15 protein-coding genes are annotated in these 15,510 nt (G+C 63.7%); all 15 read right to left on the reverse strand.

Translation table 11 applies throughout. From position 1 onward, the window contains the following. Nucleotides 1-19: 19 nt before the first annotated feature. Nucleotides 20-490, reverse strand: coding sequence for a lysozyme (locus EAO39_RS14755; RefSeq protein WP_120968615.1), 471 nt, complete (start codon nucleotides 488-490; stop codon nucleotides 20-22). Further along, on the reverse strand, nucleotides 487-783 hold the full coding sequence (locus EAO39_RS14760) for a hypothetical protein (protein WP_120968618.1): 297 nt from the start codon (nucleotides 781-783) through the stop codon (nucleotides 487-489). The genes EAO39_RS14755 and EAO39_RS14760 overlap by 4 nt, the downstream gene beginning before the upstream one ends. Before the next feature lie 24 nt (nucleotides 784-807). Continuing rightward, nucleotides 808-1,041 (reverse strand): hypothetical protein, encoded by a 234-nt coding sequence (locus tag EAO39_RS14765; protein ID WP_120968621.1) that lies wholly within the window; start codon nucleotides 1,039-1,041, stop codon nucleotides 808-810. Next, entirely contained in the window at nucleotides 1,038-3,017 is a 1,980-nt protein-coding gene (locus tag EAO39_RS14770; protein WP_240467017.1) for a hypothetical protein, read from the reverse strand. Before EAO39_RS14770 ends, EAO39_RS14765 begins: the two co-directional genes overlap by 4 nt. Then, a complete protein-coding gene (locus tag EAO39_RS14775; protein WP_120968624.1) occupies nucleotides 3,017-3,415 on the reverse strand; it encodes a hypothetical protein in 399 nt (132 codons plus the stop codon). Before EAO39_RS14775 ends, EAO39_RS14770 begins: the two co-directional genes overlap by 1 nt. Further along, a complete protein-coding gene (locus tag EAO39_RS14780) occupies nucleotides 3,412-4,422 on the reverse strand; it encodes a hypothetical protein (RefSeq protein ID WP_120968627.1) in 1,011 nt (336 codons plus the stop codon). The genes EAO39_RS14775 and EAO39_RS14780 overlap by 4 nt, the downstream gene beginning before the upstream one ends. Nucleotides 4,423-4,425: 3 nt before the next feature. Further along, nucleotides 4,426-5,613, reverse strand: a complete 1,188-nt coding sequence (locus tag EAO39_RS14785; RefSeq protein WP_120968630.1) for a hypothetical protein — start codon at nucleotides 5,611-5,613, stop codon at nucleotides 4,426-4,428. A 25-nt stretch (nucleotides 5,614-5,638) separates the two neighbouring features. Continuing rightward, nucleotides 5,639-9,232, reverse strand: a complete 3,594-nt coding sequence (locus tag EAO39_RS14790; protein ID WP_120968633.1) for a hypothetical protein — start codon at nucleotides 9,230-9,232, stop codon at nucleotides 5,639-5,641. Nucleotides 9,233-9,243: 11 nt separating this feature from the next. Then, nucleotides 9,244-9,627, reverse strand: coding sequence for a hypothetical protein (locus EAO39_RS14795; protein ID WP_240467018.1), 384 nt, complete (start codon nucleotides 9,625-9,627; stop codon nucleotides 9,244-9,246). A 2-nt stretch (nucleotides 9,628-9,629) separates the two neighbouring features. After that, nucleotides 9,630-12,377, reverse strand: a complete 2,748-nt coding sequence (locus EAO39_RS14800; RefSeq protein WP_120968636.1) for a phage tail tape measure protein — start codon at nucleotides 12,375-12,377, stop codon at nucleotides 9,630-9,632. A gap of 107 nt (nucleotides 12,378-12,484) precedes the next feature. Beyond that, on the reverse strand, nucleotides 12,485-13,282 hold the full coding sequence (locus EAO39_RS14805) for a hypothetical protein (protein ID WP_120968639.1): 798 nt from the start codon (nucleotides 13,280-13,282) through the stop codon (nucleotides 12,485-12,487). A 38-nt stretch (nucleotides 13,283-13,320) separates the two neighbouring features. Then, nucleotides 13,321-13,734, reverse strand: a complete 414-nt coding sequence (locus EAO39_RS14810) for a hypothetical protein (protein WP_120968642.1) — start codon at nucleotides 13,732-13,734, stop codon at nucleotides 13,321-13,323. A gap of 5 nt (nucleotides 13,735-13,739) precedes the next feature. After that, the gene (locus EAO39_RS14815; RefSeq protein ID WP_120968645.1) at nucleotides 13,740-14,078 is read right to left on the reverse strand and encodes a hypothetical protein; all 339 of its coding nucleotides are present in this window, start codon (nucleotides 14,076-14,078) and stop codon (nucleotides 13,740-13,742) included. Further along, entirely contained in the window at nucleotides 14,075-15,118 is a 1,044-nt protein-coding gene (locus tag EAO39_RS14820) for a major capsid protein (RefSeq protein ID WP_120968648.1), read from the reverse strand. Before EAO39_RS14820 ends, EAO39_RS14815 begins: the two co-directional genes overlap by 4 nt. Before the next feature lie 28 nt (nucleotides 15,119-15,146). After that, nucleotides 15,147-15,506 carry a head decoration protein gene (locus EAO39_RS14825; RefSeq protein WP_120968651.1) on the reverse strand — a complete coding sequence of 120 codons (360 nt, stop codon included), beginning with the start codon at nucleotides 15,504-15,506 and terminating at the stop codon, nucleotides 15,147-15,149. Nucleotides 15,507-15,510: the final 4 nt, after the last annotated feature.

Here is a 15,510-nt window from a genome sequence, read left to right on the forward strand (position 1 = left end):
CAGAGGCGGGACGCGCCCGTCATGCCAGCCCCGCTTCACACAGCTGCCGCTCGGCCGCGCGGCGCTTGACCAGGCCGGGCAGCTGCTTGCCGCCAGCGTAGGTCCAGCGACTGAGCTCGGCACAGGCGCCGTCGATGTCGCCCGCATTGGCCTTGCGCACCAGGGTGCTGCCGCAAAACGCGCCCTCGCCCACGTTGAAGGCAAAGCTCACAAAGGCGGCCCGCTGGCCGTCCGTCAGCAGTACGCGCACGCAAGACAGGGCATCGGCGTGCAGGGTCAGATCTTTGTAGAGCATCTCCTCGCACTGCTGGCGGGTGTAGGTCTGACCCATCTTGAGCTCGGGGCCGGTGTGGCCGGTGCAGGCGGTGACGATGCCGATCGGATCGCGGTAGCTGCGCAGCACGGTACCTTCGTACTTGGCGACCAGGGGCACGGCCAGCGCGACGGCACCGGTGCCGATGGCGGCAATGAGTTTTTCTTTCCAGTTCATCGGCTTGCTCCTCCTTTGATTGCCGTCCAGAACCCCACGCAGGCGCCGCCCAGCATGACGATGGCGGCCAGCGGCTTGGCCACCTTGCCCACCCAGTTCAGTACCTTGAAGGCACCCTTCATGGCGGTGAAGAACTCCAGCAGCTCCGCCATTTGCTGGTTGCGCTCTTGCAGCTCCTGCGTGACCGCCTTCAAATCGCGCTCAATCGTGGCCATGCGTTCACTCCCTTTGTCGAATCGTTCATTGATCTGCTGGCGTGTGGCCGCCGGCAGCTCGTCGCCGTAGTCGTCCATTCCCTCTCCTTTCTGATTTCGCTTTCAGACTTCGATCAGCACATAGGGCAGATCAGGTGCATCGCCGGCGATGGCATCGCCCTGCACATAGACCTGTGCGCCTTGCGGCAGCTTCAAGGGATTGCGCACCCGCATCACACCGGCACCGGGAAACGCGACCGTGGCCGTGCCGTCGGCATGCGCAATAGAAACCGTGGCCGTGAGCTGTGGCTGATCCGGCAACAGCGACAGCAGGCGGGTGTAGAGGCTGGTGCTCATGCGGCAACCCTTTCGACGGTGAGCTGCTGGCGCACCACGGGCATGGCGGCCGACAGGCGCGTGCCTTTGACCAGGCCGCGCCAAGTGCCGTCGGTGTCGTCCACCTGCAGCAACTGGCCCGGGCGAATCAGCCCCGGCTGGGTGCTACCGGTGAGCAGCGGCAGGGTGATGCTTTGAATCAGCTTGTTGCCCGATGCAGCCAGTTCGGCCAAGCCGCGCTGGCGCGCTGCCAGAGCATCGGTAATCAGCGGGTCGGAGACCTGGCGGGCCAGCAGCTCGCCTGCGGTACCGGCCCGGCGCACATGGCCGAGCACACCGCCCCGGCCGCCGACCACATAGATGGCGTTGTAGGGCGCACGCGGCTCGGGCCGCAGCTCGTCGGTGGTGATGACGGCCGCCGGCATTTGCACATCGGCCTGCGCCTGCGCCCAATCCCATGGCGCCACAGGGTAGCCGGGGGCGATGATCAGCTGCTCGTTGACCGGGTGGCTGCGCAGCACCGCCCCCACGGCGCCGACCACCGAACGCACGGCAGACAGCGGCGTGCCCTGGTGCGACCAGACGCCGCCGGGCACCAGCCAGTCGGACAGCTGCCAGTCCAGCGAGACGCCGGTGTACTCCAGCACCTTGAGCAAAAGCTGCTGGGCCGTGGCCGGTTGGGCCTCGTGCCAGATCTGGGCCGGCATATAGGGCGCACCCAGCAAGGCGGTGACGCTGGCGCCCTGCAAGGCCACGCTGCGCTGGCCGAAGCGCCGGCTGCGGCTGAGCTGCTGCACGGCAAACACAAAGGCAATGCCGTCAACCGTGACGCGAATGCGGGCCGGCAAACCACCAACTGGGGCCAGCTGATCCAGCAGATGCTCGGGGCCGGAGGCCGACAGGCTCCAGCCAAAGCCGTCGTCATCGCTGGCAATGGTCACATTGGTGAGCACCACGGCTTCGCCCGAGGGCAGCAGCTGCGCTTCAAGGGTATGCACTGTCATATAGACCTTCAACAAGGGAATCACAAACTGCGCGCCGGGCTGCGGTGCAGCCTTGCAGCAGACAAACAGCAAATCAGCGCTGGCCGCCCAGGGCTTGCAAAACAGCAGCGCAATGGGCCCGCCTACCAGCTGCTGGTAGCAGTGCTCGGACTCGGGTGGCTTGGGCGGCGTAAGGTTGGAGCGGCCGGGCGGCGGCTTCATGGCTTGCTGATAGCGGGCGAGCTGACCCAGGTGCAGCGGCAAAGACGGCCCCGCCCCATCGCTGATGCCGCGCTGGAGGTGCACGGTGTCTTGCGCTGAGGACTGCAACAGCAGACGGCGGTCGCGCAAACTCTCCTGAAACCGGACAGCCCGAACGGCACCGGTGGGCACGGCATCCTGGGCCGAGGCCTCCAGGGCAATGCGCACCAGTCGGCCCTCTTGCCAGCGGGCCAGCAGCGCCGGTACCGCCAGATGCTGGGCCTGCTCAAACGCGGCGGCCTTGGCCAGACTGAGGTGCTGGGCGCTCTGCCAGGCAGCGCCAAGCTGGGTGCGTAACGGCCGGGCATCCTCAGCAGTGGCCGTCCATCCAGCCGGCAAGACATGGGTCTTTTGCCAGCGGGCGTGCCAGCCAGCTTCAAACGGCTGGGATTGCTGGGCACTGGCTTGCACCTGGGCCACCACGGGCCGGGACGTGTCGGTGTTGTAGCGCACGGCGCCCTGGCAATGCACACCAGGCATGCGGCCAGCAGCGAGCAGGTCTTTGCGCACATGGACCAGGGCACGGACTCGCAAGCCCGGCAGGCGCGCGGCCATGACCAGAGCCGCATCAGTCACCTGTCCGCCGTCGCCGTCATCGCCAAAGACCAGTTCAACGGGAGTGCCGGACTTGAAGGGTCGACTGAAGACCAGGTGGACACCGGGCAGAGGGGCTTCCGCGTCGTCACCAAAGACTAAATCCGCAGGGTTGCCTGGCTCAAACGCTCGGTTAAAAACAAGGTCTTTTTCCGGCATCAGTCGATCCGCGTCTCGCCCAGGATGGCCTTGCCGCCCGCATAGAGCTGGGTGCCAGTGCTGCCCAGCAGCTTGAAGTGGCCCTGACCCGCTTCGTCCGTGACTTGGCCACGTCCTACCAGCTGGCCGTCGCTGGTCGCCCAGACACCCATGGCGGCCTGGCCGCTGGCCAGGATCATGTCGCCGCCGCCATTGGCCTGGGTCAGCAGCAAATAACCGCCCTCCACGATCTGGCCGCAGGGCTTGGTGAGGGTCAAAGTCACCAGCAGCTGCTCATTGGCGTCATAGAGCGCGATGGTCGACGGACCCGGACCAGAGTCAGCAAACGTGACCGTGGCTTGCAGACGCGCTGCAGCATGCGCCGCAGAGATCGTAAATTCAGGCAGGCCATCGCTCATGGGGTGATCTCCGGCGTGATGCCATCCGCAATGACGGCCCGGAAGTTGTGCTCGTGGTCGTAAGCGATCACGGTCCAAGTCTGCAGCTCGTCGATATAGCGGAAGTCATACCCTCCGGTGACCGCATCGCTCCAGGCCTCGCGCACCACCAGGCCGTCACGCTCGCGCACCAGGCGCACTTTGCGCTTGAGTGGTGTGTTGGCCGGGTCGGTCTTGCGTTGCACCGTGCCGTACACGCGACCAATGCCTTTGCCCAATACGCCGGTAAACAGGTCTTTGACAGTGCCTGACACCACGCTCTGGTGAATTACCTTTGAGTGGCTCGGCCTGTCGTACACCAGGGCCGGGCTGCTTCCAATAACTGTCGCGCGGCCTGGGTATATCGTCGCCGCGCCAGGGTCCTGAAACGGCAGGTCTGTGATGTCGATCTGCGTCGTGGTACCGGCCGGTAACTCGAGGTTTGCCGCCTCGGCAGACCCAGGGGCGCTAAACACCTTGAACAGAACCAACTGGTCTACGGCATTGAGTATGAGTTGGGCACGCCCAGGGGACAGGCGCATGGCAAAGTTCAGAACGAATACCTCCGATTGGTATTGCCTAAACCTGCCCGCGAGGATCGTTTCCTCTGCCGATTTCTGCACCTTCACGAACTCGGAACGGCAGTCAGCGTTCGGGTGGAAGGTAAAAAACACAGAGGCCGGCGTACCGAAGGCGTGCATGCGGCCTACTCCTGCGTAGCCGACAGGCACGGTATTCGTGTTTTCTGGCGCGGCCTCATACAAGCCCAGGCCGCCCTCGCTGGCAAAACACGCGACAGGGGACACCCCAAGGGCAGATCGCGCCAGGGATAGCACAAAGGCTGCGTCATCCGCATCTAAGGCTTGCAAAGTGCCACTGCTTGGCAAGTCTAGTTCTGCGGCCCAAGCGTTGTAAGCAGCGTCTGTTGTCGTGCTCGCAGGCGTAGAGTGCAAATCAAACTCGATGGTGCCGACGTTGATGCGCGCCATGGGTCAATACTCCCAGGGGCCTGTGATGTCGATAAAACTGATCCCCAGGCTCGACGATGGGTACGCAATTGAACTAGAGCCGCAACCCACAGCTAGCAAATTGCGACCGGCAAGCCAGTTCGCACCGACCATTTTTGTCAACGGCGAAATGTAGGCTCCCACGTTGCTTTGCGGCACTGTGTACAGCCCAGGCACAACCCCTCGGGGCGTGCTGCCTTCAAGCATCAAGCGGCGAGAAAGTCTCAATCCTCCGTCTATCCCACTGGGGAATGGTCCGAATGTTGAGTCCCCGCCAGACATATAGGTCACCCCCCCGATTTCCCCTCTGCTTTCTAACCCGAAGGACGAACCCATGCCGGTGTAATTGCGCGGGGCAAATTGGTATGCAACCGCCCCATGGTCGCACGTACCGTTGATTTGGTCGTAGCTCCCCCCAGGGGCGCAGCCAATCGTAAAAGCGTAGGGGTCCCCGCCCGGTCTGTAGGCCTGGAAGTCTCCGATAAACACCGTTCGACCTGTTTCCGTCCCAGGCGAATTCGCCGACTGCCCGACGATGTTGATGTATAGACTGCGGTCGTTGGCTGCGATCCTCCACTTCACCGCTGATGTGTTCGCTGAAGCGGATTTATTGATCCAACCGCCCCCGTTCAGTTGAGAGTCCAGGGGGAACAAACCCCCTCCGGTGTTGATATCCGACATGGATTCGTAACCCCGCAGGCGTGCACTGGTAGGGTCCGAACCTGTGTCGTCGACCCGTACAAACATCTTGGTGCTTTGCACATTCGGGCTTTGATAGGCTGCCAGGTTGGCCCCCTCAAAAGCCTTGGTCCAGCCGGCCGGCGCCATCTTGAAACTGACCGAGCCCGCGACCGCACCATCCGGCAGCGCTGTCTTGAACTCCACCCAGTTGCTGCTGACGGCCGTGACCTTTTGCTCGCCGCTGAGCCCTGCCGGGGTAGCACCCGCCACCAGAATGACGGCATCGACTTCCGCCCCACTCTTGCCGCTGGCAAAGTTCAGCCGGCACACGCCGGCCGTGACCGTGGCGCTGTCCACGGCCTTGAGGCCCCAGCCGGTGACCAGGCAGGCATCGAGTACGGCAATCAGGCTGCCGGCCACACCGTTGAGTACGGGAGCGCCGGCCATGGCGCTGTAAAAATGTTTGACCGAGGTATCGACAGGGGATGCCATGGTTTGATCTCCAGAATGCAAGGGTTCAGGCGGACTGCGGGCGGTTCACATCGCCGCGTGCCAGCAAGGAAAAGCGGTGCTCGATGCCGGTCTCGGGGCCGGGCTGGATGGTGCGCACCACCCAGAAGGGATAGATGGCGCCCACGGTGTTGATGCGCAGGATGTTTCCGGGAATCCAGCCCTGACCCCAGCCCAGCGCCTTGATCAAGAAATACGGCTTGCCGGTGGTGGGGTTGAGGGGCGCACAGTCGGTATTGATGTCGCCCGTGGCGATGATCCCCACATGCTCGCCAATCACCCGGAACTGCGTGCTGCTGGTGAAATGCAGCGCCCAGCGCTCGGTAGTAGCGCCGGCATTGGTGACCAGAATCGGGGTCACGGACTCGTCATAGCCGGCCACGGCGGCCGCACCCTGCAGGGCATCGGACCAGGTGGCGCTGTCCCAGGTGTTCTGGTCAAACGCTTCACTCACCCGTGCATGGCGGTCGCCGGATGCGAGGGCGCTGGAGACATAGGTGCCGGCCAGTGGATAGTCATGGGTCAGCGCCCGGTTGAAAGTGATCTCGCCCGAAATCTGCACGTCCGTGGCCACAGCCATGTCTTCGATGCGGTCCTCGATAGTGAGCGGCATGGTCATGGCCGAGACATCGGTGAAGGTGACCGTGCCGGCTTCGAGATCCACGCTAAAGCCGGTCTGCAGATTCTTGCCATTCGCATCACGCACCACCACACGGGACAGGCGTACCCGGGCCAGGTTGATGACTTGACCGTTGCTGACCACCAGCTGGCTGCTGGTCTTGGTGTGGCCGACCACGCACAGCGAGCCCGGCCGAAAGATGGGCACCTTGCCGTCGCTGGGCAGGCGCACCGGATCGATGCCGATCAGGTCAGCATCCATGGGCAGATAGGAATAGGCCACGCCCGAGTACCGCAAGGCACTGGCCACCACGGGCTGGGGCTTGAAGATCTTGCCGTCGCTCTGGACGTTGTCCGGGTTGAACCAGGGCTCGCCCTCATTGCCGCCTGCAACCACCAGACTGCCAAAGCCCAGACGTACCAGGCCGGTGTCGTAGTCCACGGTCCCGGTCGCGCCGGGCGCCGAGATTGCACCGTCAATGCCTGCCGTGACGTTCTGCGAGCCGCCGCCGGCGCGCGGCACTTGCACCGTCAGGGAACCCGGGCGCAGCGGAGCCGCAGCCGTGCGAAACACATAGGCGCTGGAGATAGCCTCGCCCAGGGTGGTCACACAGCTGGAGCGGCGCAGCTGATTGGCATTGCTGGGAGTCCATGCGGTCAACACCAAGCGGCCGGTGGCATAGTTGATGGAGCCACGCGTCACAAAGCCAGCAGCGGTCAGCACACGCAGCACGCCACGACCGTCATCGCTCCAGGGCTGACCACTGGCGGGCATCAGCAGCACCGAGCTCGGCACCACCGGCGCTTGCACGCCGGTGACCAAGTCAAACTCGGGCGCAAACGTGACCTGCAGCGTACGGCGGGTGGCACTGCCCGTGGCCCGGAAACGCAGCTTGACGACGCCGCTCTCATCATTCGGAAAGATGCTGGGCGCATTGACGTACTCCATCCCCGCATAGTTGAGGCGATACCTGGCCGCCTCGCCAGAGAAACCGCCACCACTGACCTGGCTGGTGGAGTAATGAGGCTTGGGGATTTTGATGGTGACATCGGGCAGAAAGTCCACCGCGCCCGTCGAATAGGTCACCGTACCCACCTGGGTGCCATTGAGCATCAGCTTGCCGGCGCCGTCATCACGGGCAATCTGGGTGGGATCGACCAAGCTCACGCCCATCTCGGTGAGCTGGGCGCGGGTGTAGGTGCCCAGCACGCTCTGGTCGGTCAGAGTGTTCCACTCCACCTCCACCGTGAAGGGCTGCAAGCCCCCCTGCCCGGCCGAGACCACCAGACGCCCCTGGCCGTTGCGCGAGGGATGGGCCAGAGTGACTTCGACGGCCGGGGCCGTATCCACAGTGACATCGAGCACCGTGCCCACGGCGGGCAGCAGCTTGGGAGCAAACAGAACCTCGCTGCGGCCTACCCTCACCTCGCCCGTGGCATCGCCCTGCAACTGCCAGGCCGCCGTGGCCGTGGCCGTGCGCTGGGTGACACCGTCCAGCCACTTCACTTCAAAGGCCCCGGGGTACAGCGCCTGGCCGGCGGGCAGCGGCAGCGCAATCGTCTGGCTGATCAACAGATCGACCACCGGGTGCACGGTCTCCTGCGTGGGTACGCCCCACTGGATAACGATGGAGCTGCCCACATCGGGCAAGGCGCCCAGGGTGATGACATAAGCGCCTTCATCGGCGTTGTAAGTGCCGGCACCAAAGCTGGAGTCAGTTCCTCGCAGCGCACCATTGCCGGCATCCGCCAGCGTGTACCAGCGACCCTGAGCCCGGTAGGAAAACGACAGCGTGCCGCGTGCCGCTGTGGGCGTGATAAAGCCGGTATAGCTCTGGCTGCGGGTCTCGGGCGTGATGCGGATCTCGCTGGACTGGGGCATGCGCTGCAGATAGGCGGCGGGCCGGTAGCTGATGGCCTTGCTGCCGCCATAGCTGCCAGCGCTGACGGTCACCACGCCGTTGGCATAGTCCACCGTGCCGATCTGCTGGGTGCCCGACATGAGCAAGCCACCGGCATCCACAAAAGTGACGCCGCCTAGCGTGATGCGCAGAGAGGCTGGCGTAATACCGCCGGGCAGCACCAGGCTGGTGGCCACGCTCCAGTCCTGCGAAGTAGAAAATGCCACCTCGGCCGCACCGGGCACGGGCAGACCGGCAGCCGCGTACGGGATAGCGGCCGGGATCGGCGTCTCGCTCTGAGCCGAGGGCACGATCTGGGTCATGATGGTCTTGGCGATGACCGTGAAGTCGCCCAGGGCCGCAGCCTTTTGCAGCGGGGTGACGCCCACATAGCTCCCGGCATCGGCCACCACGGTGTCGCAGACACGGGCGGCATTGTCGAGTCGCGTGAAGTTGCGACTGGCAGATGTGCCCTTGAAACCGTAGCGCAGCGCATCGGACAGATCGAGCGTAACCACCAGCGCCTTGAAGTCTTTGTCCTGGTCATAGGTGAAGGTGCGCTCCAGGGAGACGACCCGGGTCACGCGCACGTATTGCTCTTGCGCATTGCTCTGGCCCTCGTTCTGGGTCAGCACCAAGGTCTTGCCTACGGCGGGCAGCTCGGTGCCCGGGCGTTGAAAAATCTGAATCGCCCGCTGGCCTGCGAGAGCGTCTGAGTAGAGATAGCCGCCCCATTCCACTCCCTTATTCAGATAAGCCTCCAGCCGGGCCTGCGCCTGGGCGCGGGTGTCGTAAACGCCATCGGTGGCAAACAGGGTGATGGAGATATTGGGATCGGCCGGCGGCTCGGCAACGATGACGTTGCTGCCCTGATAGGTGTCGGTGTCGTCGGTGCGCACGGCCACAAAAGACTGGCGCATATTGGCGCGGCCGAGGGCACGGTCCATCTGGCTGACATCGGGCATCAGCGCGTTTTCTTTACCGTCCTCGATCTCGATGGCCGATGGGCCGCCACCGCCCTCGGGTACGTCGTCCATGACGCGGCTGGCCAGCAGCTGGATATCGCCTTGCTTGATGGGCATCTATTTCTTTCTCAAACCGTGATCAGCCGCAGCGTGGCGACATAGGGGTAGTCGGCAGGTGGCAACTCGGGCCGCGCAACCGGTTTGGCGCTGACCGGGTTGTCGGGCGCAAACTGCACGCTGAAGCTGCGCCCGTCGGCCAGGACCAGCGGGTACTGGGCGCCGGGCTCTTGGGCCAGGGCCTGCACGGCCAGCAGGGTCTGACGAGCGATCCAGCCCTGGTCTTCCACCGCCTGCAGCGTGATGGGCCGGCCCTCGATCACCGCCATGGCATCAATGACCAGGGCGCCGGTGATGGAGCGGTCTACCGTTTTAGCGACGGCAGACCAGTCGAACTCATCCACCCACAACATGCCGCGCGGCAATTCGATCTCGTTGAGCCAATGTCCGGCCATGACTACCCTCCTCTGAGCTGGGCCGAACGCTCCAGCTCTTGCATGAATTGCTGTGTTGCCTCGCTGCCCTGCGCATCGGTGCCCCAGGCATAGGAGCGACCGTTGAGATACACATCGTGGCGATGGGTGATGACCGGCTGAGACGGCGCTGGGGCAGGCGAAGGTGCGGGAGCTGGCGCGCTAGGAGTACTTCCAGGCACAGGTATTCCGGGCGGCATCGCAGGCTTGCGCACAGACTCCTTGCGCTCCTTGTCGGCAGCGTTACGCACGGCCTGCTGCAGATCCAGCCCCTTCTGCGCTTCCTTGACGGCAAACTCGGTCAGGTCGTACTGGTACATGCCCAGCTGGCCCTGGGCCTTGGTCTGAAACGGGTTGTCCTTGGCGTACTGGGTTTTCCACTGATCCCACCAGGCATCCAGCTCCTTCTGGCTCTGGAAGGTCGGCACCAGTGCCAACGGTCCAGACTTTTGCTGCATGACCGAGTCGGAGCCTTTGACTCCAGCATTGCGCGCATCCAGGGAATGACCAGAAGGGTTCTGGCCGCCCACATTGCGGCTTTGATGGCTGAAGCTCTCCAGCGCTTGGCCTGCATTGCTGACTGAGCTGGCCACCCGCTCAAAGTCGGCCGCCATGGAGCTGGTGACTTTCTTGGTGGCCTTGTCGGTATTGACCAGCGCCTTGCCCGCATCATCCAAAGCGATTTCGTAGCCCTTGACTGCAGCTTGGGTCTTGAGCCATTCAGGCGCAATGCCGCCATTGGCTGCAATCACTTTGTCGGCCATGGATTTCCAGGCCTCGGCAATGCGCATGGGCGGCTGCTGGCCATCTGTTTCCAGGCGATCAAACGCCGCCTTGGCCTGGCTGGCCATGCGCTGCAGATCCTCATTGGTGGTCAGACCCAGATCCTTGTACGCCTGCTCCACCAGTGCCGTCGCTTTTGCGGCATCCGCTGCTGAGCCGGCCAGGTTGCGCTGAATCTTGTCGATTTCCAGCAGTGCTTTGGCCGCGGCCTGCACATTGCCGCTGGCAATCAGCTGCTGATATTCATTCTTGAGCAGCTTGACCGACTCGGCGGCCATGCGGTCGGCCTCGGCCTTGGCTGCCGCATCCTTGGCGGCTTTGGATGCCGCCTTGCCCGTGGACTCAATGGCCTCGGCCACCTTCTTCAGCTCGGCTGCCGATGTCGTGGCGGCGGCCGCAGTCTCGCCAACTTCCCCGGTCAGCCCGGCCCATCCATCCCGGGCCGTTTGCGCACCGTCTGCCATGGCCTGAAACGCCTCTTGCGACTTTGCGGCCAGCGCTTCGGAAGAAGCCCAGGTTGCCTCGGCAGACAAGCGCGCATCTTCTGCAGCCTGGGCCCAGGCCTGGGAGACGGCACCAAAGGTGATCTTGGATAGGCCTTCGTACAAATAGGCCAGACCGCTCTGGATATTGCTGGCCACGCCGGCGAAGGCTTCGCCCACCTTGTAGATCACAGCCATGACGCCGTTGACGCCCGTCGTCATCACGCCCCAGGCCAGCTGCATGCTGTTGCCGGCATTGGTCGCGTACTGGCCGATGCGCTGCAGGGTCTCACCCGTCTCGCTGGCAAACACCTGCAGCCGCAAGATCACCGCATCAAAGTTGACATTGGCCGCAAACGCCTGAAAGTACTTGAGCCCGCTTTCAAATGCGGTGGCCAGGGTCTGGCCGAACTTAGCAATCGTGCCGTCCTCAAGGCCGCGGCGAATAGCGGCCGTGAGCTCATCCACACCCTTGCGCACCACGGGCAATACAGGCGTGTTGAGCGCTTTTACCGCTTCTCCCCAAACACTGCCAAGACCCGTCAGGGAACCTTGCAGGTTGTCCGACATGATCTTGGCAGTCGCCTCAGCACTGCCGCCTGCATCCTTGAGTTTTGCCGTCAGGGCATCGAGCGAGCCCATACTCTGGTTGAGTAGCGCTCGCAATGCAGGGCCAGCCTCCAGGCCAATCGCGTTGATGGCTTTTTCGCCGTCCTTGCCCTTGGCAGCCAGCTGGTGCAGTGCTTCTTCAAAGTTGGTGGTGACAATACCGGCCGCGCCAAGCTCTTTGCGAAACGACGACAGCGGATTCTGAAACTGGCTCAGGATGGAGTTCAGCGCCGTACCGGCACGGCTGGCGTCAATGCCCGCATCGGCAAACTTGCCGATGATGGCCACTGTGCTTTCCAGGCTCAGGCCCAGCGAGTTCGCCACGGGCGCCGCATAACTCAGCGCCTGAGCCAGGCCGTCCACGCTGGTGTTGGTGGCGTTGGCACCCTTGGCCAGCACATCGGCCACACGGCCGGCATCTTCAAATGCCAGGCCCATGCCCATCACGGCCTTGGTCACATACTCGCTGGCCGTGCCCAGTTCGATGTCGCCGGCCTGGGCCAGGGCCAGCACTGCAGGCAAGGTCTTGATGGCGTCGCCAGCACTCAGACCGGCCTTAGCCAGATTCTCCAACGCACCCGCAGCCTGCACCGAGGTGAACTTGGTGTTGCTGCCGGCGTCCTGCGCCGCCTTGGTCAGCGCCGCCATCTCGGCGGCCGAGCCTTCGGTCGCCGCCTTGACCCGACTCATGGCACCTTCAAACTCGGCCGCGCCCTGAATACCGCTGGCGAAGGCCTTGATGCCCAAGTAACCCACGATGGCCAGGCCCACAGCCTTGGCGTTTCTCTCCAGGCGGCCCAGCACCGCAGACGCATTGTCCTTGGCGTTGATGACGATCTGAATGGGCTTGAATGCCATGGTTATGCGGTGCGGGAAAGAGTGAGTACTTCGGTTTGCGCTGCAACCAGCAAAAACAGGCCGCAGTGCAAACCGCCCCGGCGAACCGGGAGGTTTGGTTAAGTGATTTAGGGGATCAGCGCTGCACGGCCGTCCACATAGACGGCTTCGCCGTTGTCGGGCTTGAGCACTTCCACATCCAGGCCGATCTGGCTGTAGTCGTTGCCGTCCTGAATCAGCGGCAGCTCGCCCGTGGGCGACAAGGTGACGCTGGGGAAGAACCAGTCACGGTTGGCGCCATGGGCGTTGTCGGCAATCAGCTGCAGCGCGCCTTTGAGGTCGGTGCCGTTGCCCGACTTGATGCGCTCCCAGCTGACCTGCGCGCGGGTGTAGCCCACAGAGACGGCGGTGGCCGCAGCAATGGCGCCGCCCTCCACGATCTGCAGTAAGCCCAGGCTCACGTCCACCAGGTAGTCCTTGTCCACCTCATAGGTGGTTGCGTCGTCTTCGCTCTTGAGCACCACGACGCTGATGTTTCGGGCACCGGTGGGGGCCCCCGGCGTCACGCCCAGCTGGTAAATGCGGCCGGGCTCGACCGTGTGCTTTTCTGCGGTGACAGCGCCAGAAGCCTGGGTGTGCGTCTCCACCGTGCCCGACAGAAACAGACCCAGATTGGCAGAGCTGATGTTGTCCGTGGTCAGGCCGGCCTTGCGGGTCACCTCGATCAGGATCTCTTCATCCTTCTCGCGCAGACCGCCTTGCGAGCTGTAATGCGGCGCCTTCTCACCTTCAACGCTGAGCGAGAAGCCCGGGCAGTTGCCGAACTGGCGCCCGCCCAGGCGCTTGCCGTCGGCATCGAACGGATAAAAGACAAGGCGTCCACGGGGAATCTGGTATTCCTTTTTGACGCGGGGCAAAGCAGCCATGGTGCTCTCTCCTAATAAATGATGGGTTGACGCCGGACTCAAACGTCCAGCGACTCAAAGACCGAAACGCAGGTGAACTCCACCGAGTAGCCCACCAGCCCGGCATCGCTGAACTCGGCTTCGCGCACGCCGGCCACCTTCAGCTCCGACCAGGTACGGCCGCCGGCAGACACAGGCTTGAAGCCATGCAGACCGCCAATCACCGCCGTCATCGCCGCATCCAGCTCTGCAGCAGCCTGGGCGCTGCGCTTGGCCACCAGCACGCAGGACCAGCGCGGCTCCAGCTGTGCCGCTTCACGCGACACATCGCCGGGCGCCGCGCCCACCATGCGGATCTCGATGGCCGGGACTTGCGAACGATCGCAGTGCTCGGAGGCACCGCGCAGATGCCAGCCGGCCAATACGGCCAGGGTTTGCAGGCGGGCTTTGAGGACAGATTCCAAAAGCAACATGGCGATCAGTTCAAAAAGACGATGGGGAAAGTGGCCCAGCCGCTGGCGTCGGCCACCACAGGCCCGGTCACCTCGCAAGGCTGGCCCGCCAGCACCAGGGCCGTGCTGCCCTCGGCAATGCCGGGGGCGTTGGCAACGCACATGGCCACGGTCTGGCGGTCGGTGGTCACGGCGTGGTCCAGATAGCCATCCAGCGGCGTGCGATTGAAAATCACGCCGAAGGACTGGCCGCCCTGCCAACTGGCCGTGGCATTGGCCAAGGTCTGGCTGATGCCCTGATTGATCAGGGCATCCACAGCGGCGAATGGGGCAAGGTTTGCCTGCATACCGATGAGCCCGTTCATGCCTTGCGCTTGGCACGCTGCAACATGCCGGGGCGGGTGCACATGAACAGCGGGTAGCTGTACACCTCGGGGCGCACAAAGGCCTGGCGTGCCAGGTCGGGCACCACCATGGCATATACGTCCTGGCCGGGCGTGTTGACGAAGGGCAGAAACTCCGCTGGCGAGAAGCCCGCCTTGAAGGCATCAGGCGCACCCACCGGGAAGAACTGGCATTCGTCGTTGTGAACGGCCACAGTGCTCTTGTCGTCCGTGCCCCGGTAGTTGATGAACAGAATGTTGCCGTAGCGGAACGAGCCAAAGGCCTGCCCCACCTCATTGCGCAGGTCGTTCGCTTCCTGCTGGTTCAGGTAGGTGCTGCGGGTTTCGGCGTTGCTGGTCAGGTCGTCAAAGAAGTTGTCGCCACACAGGCCCACGGCATAGGTCTGGCCAGGCAGCCAGGCTCCGTGGCTGCCGCGCATCATGGAGCGAATGACGTCATTGCACTTCACGCGCACGTTGCCCTCTTCGGCCACGGCAGCGGGAAAATCGAAATTGATGATGTCGGGGCGAGCAATTCCAAACTGCTCAAACCAGTCATACAACTGGCTGCCATCCGCATCCATCACCTTGCCCTGCACGGCGCCCAGGCGCATGTGCTCGTGCGTCAGCTCCACGGCGGCGCGCAGGCCGGTCTTGCCGTTCATGATTTCGGCCACCTCGTTCTGCACGGCCTGCATTTCGCTGGTGCTGCCAAAGGCGCGGATGTTCTGCACCTCAGCCGCGTACAGCGTCTTGCCGCGCGCAATGCGCGTGGTGGCAAAGTGACGAATGTCACGCTTTTCACTCTTGCCTTCTTCAAGGGGAGCACCGCGCTCGCTGGTGGGAATCAGCGACAGCACGCCGCCCTTTTGCTCCACGGCAATCGTGGTGGTGCGCACGCGGTCGGGCGTGAAGATGCCCAGTTGCCCCAGCAGTTGCGGCGCATAAGGCGCTTGCTGGATGGCGGTGGAGAGAGACGTCATATTGAATGCGCCGTGCGTGAAGACGTTCAGATCGGCCATGTGTTGTGCCTTGTTCTTTCTGCGCGCCTTAGCGCGCCACAATGCCCACGGCGGCCAACTGGGCCAACGCGGCGGTTTTCTGGGGTTGGGTCATGCCTGCGGGCCAGGCCAGCTCATGCGCGGCCACTTCTGCATCGCGGGCGGTGATAACGGCGGCGTGGGCAGCGGCGGTGCTGTCCACTGCGGCAAACAGCACGGCAATGGCGGTCTGGCTGCCGTTGTCGTTGCTGGGGCTTACAGCCGTGTATTCGCCACTGGTAGTGACCTTGCCCAGCACAGCGCCGGGCAACAGGGTCTGGCCTTGCGCGATAGTGACTACTTCGCGCGAGCGGGTGCCGTTGGCTTCGCTGACCAAATAGCAGGCGGTGCCGGGGCCGAGTGTTTCCATGGGG

Origin of the sequence: Comamonas sp. lk (assembly GCF_900564145.1) — a bacterium.
GTDB lineage: Bacteria > Pseudomonadota > Gammaproteobacteria > Burkholderiales > Burkholderiaceae_C > Comamonas.

Coding starts and splice junctions, on each gene's coding strand:
- EAO39_RS14755 (WP_120968615.1), bottom strand. CDS start 490: ATGAACTGGAAAGAAAAACTCATTGCCGCCATCGGCACCGGTGCCGTC.
- EAO39_RS14760 (WP_120968618.1), bottom strand. CDS start 783: ATGGACGACTACGGCGACGAGCTGCCGGCGGCCACACGCCAGCAGATC.
- EAO39_RS14765 (WP_120968621.1), bottom strand. CDS start 1,041: ATGAGCACCAGCCTCTACACCCGCCTGCTGTCGCTGTTGCCGGATCAG.
- EAO39_RS14770 (WP_240467017.1), bottom strand. CDS start 3,017: ATGCCGGAAAAAGACCTTGTTTTTAACCGAGCGTTTGAGCCAGGCAAC.
- EAO39_RS14775 (WP_120968624.1), bottom strand. CDS start 3,415: ATGAGCGATGGCCTGCCTGAATTTACGATCTCTGCGGCGCATGCTGCA.
- EAO39_RS14780 (WP_120968627.1), bottom strand. CDS start 4,422: ATGGCGCGCATCAACGTCGGCACCATCGAGTTTGATTTGCACTCTACG.
- EAO39_RS14785 (WP_120968630.1), bottom strand. CDS start 5,613: ATGGCATCCCCTGTCGATACCTCGGTCAAACATTTTTACAGCGCCATG.
- EAO39_RS14790 (WP_120968633.1), bottom strand. CDS start 9,232: ATGCCCATCAAGCAAGGCGATATCCAGCTGCTGGCCAGCCGCGTCATG.
- EAO39_RS14795 (WP_240467018.1), bottom strand. CDS start 9,627: ATGGCCGGACATTGGCTCAACGAGATCGAATTGCCGCGCGGCATGTTG.
- EAO39_RS14800 (WP_120968636.1), bottom strand. CDS start 12,377: ATGGCATTCAAGCCCATTCAGATCGTCATCAACGCCAAGGACAATGCG.
- EAO39_RS14805 (WP_120968639.1), bottom strand. CDS start 13,282: ATGGCTGCTTTGCCCCGCGTCAAAAAGGAATACCAGATTCCCCGTGGA.
- EAO39_RS14810 (WP_120968642.1), bottom strand. CDS start 13,734: ATGTTGCTTTTGGAATCTGTCCTCAAAGCCCGCCTGCAAACCCTGGCC.
- EAO39_RS14815 (WP_120968645.1), bottom strand. CDS start 14,078: ATGAACGGGCTCATCGGTATGCAGGCAAACCTTGCCCCATTCGCCGCT.
- EAO39_RS14820 (WP_120968648.1), bottom strand. CDS start 15,118: ATGGCCGATCTGAACGTCTTCACGCACGGCGCATTCAATATGACGTCT.
- EAO39_RS14825 (WP_120968651.1), bottom strand. CDS start 15,506: ATGGAAACACTCGGCCCCGGCACCGCCTGCTATTTGGTCAGCGAAGCC.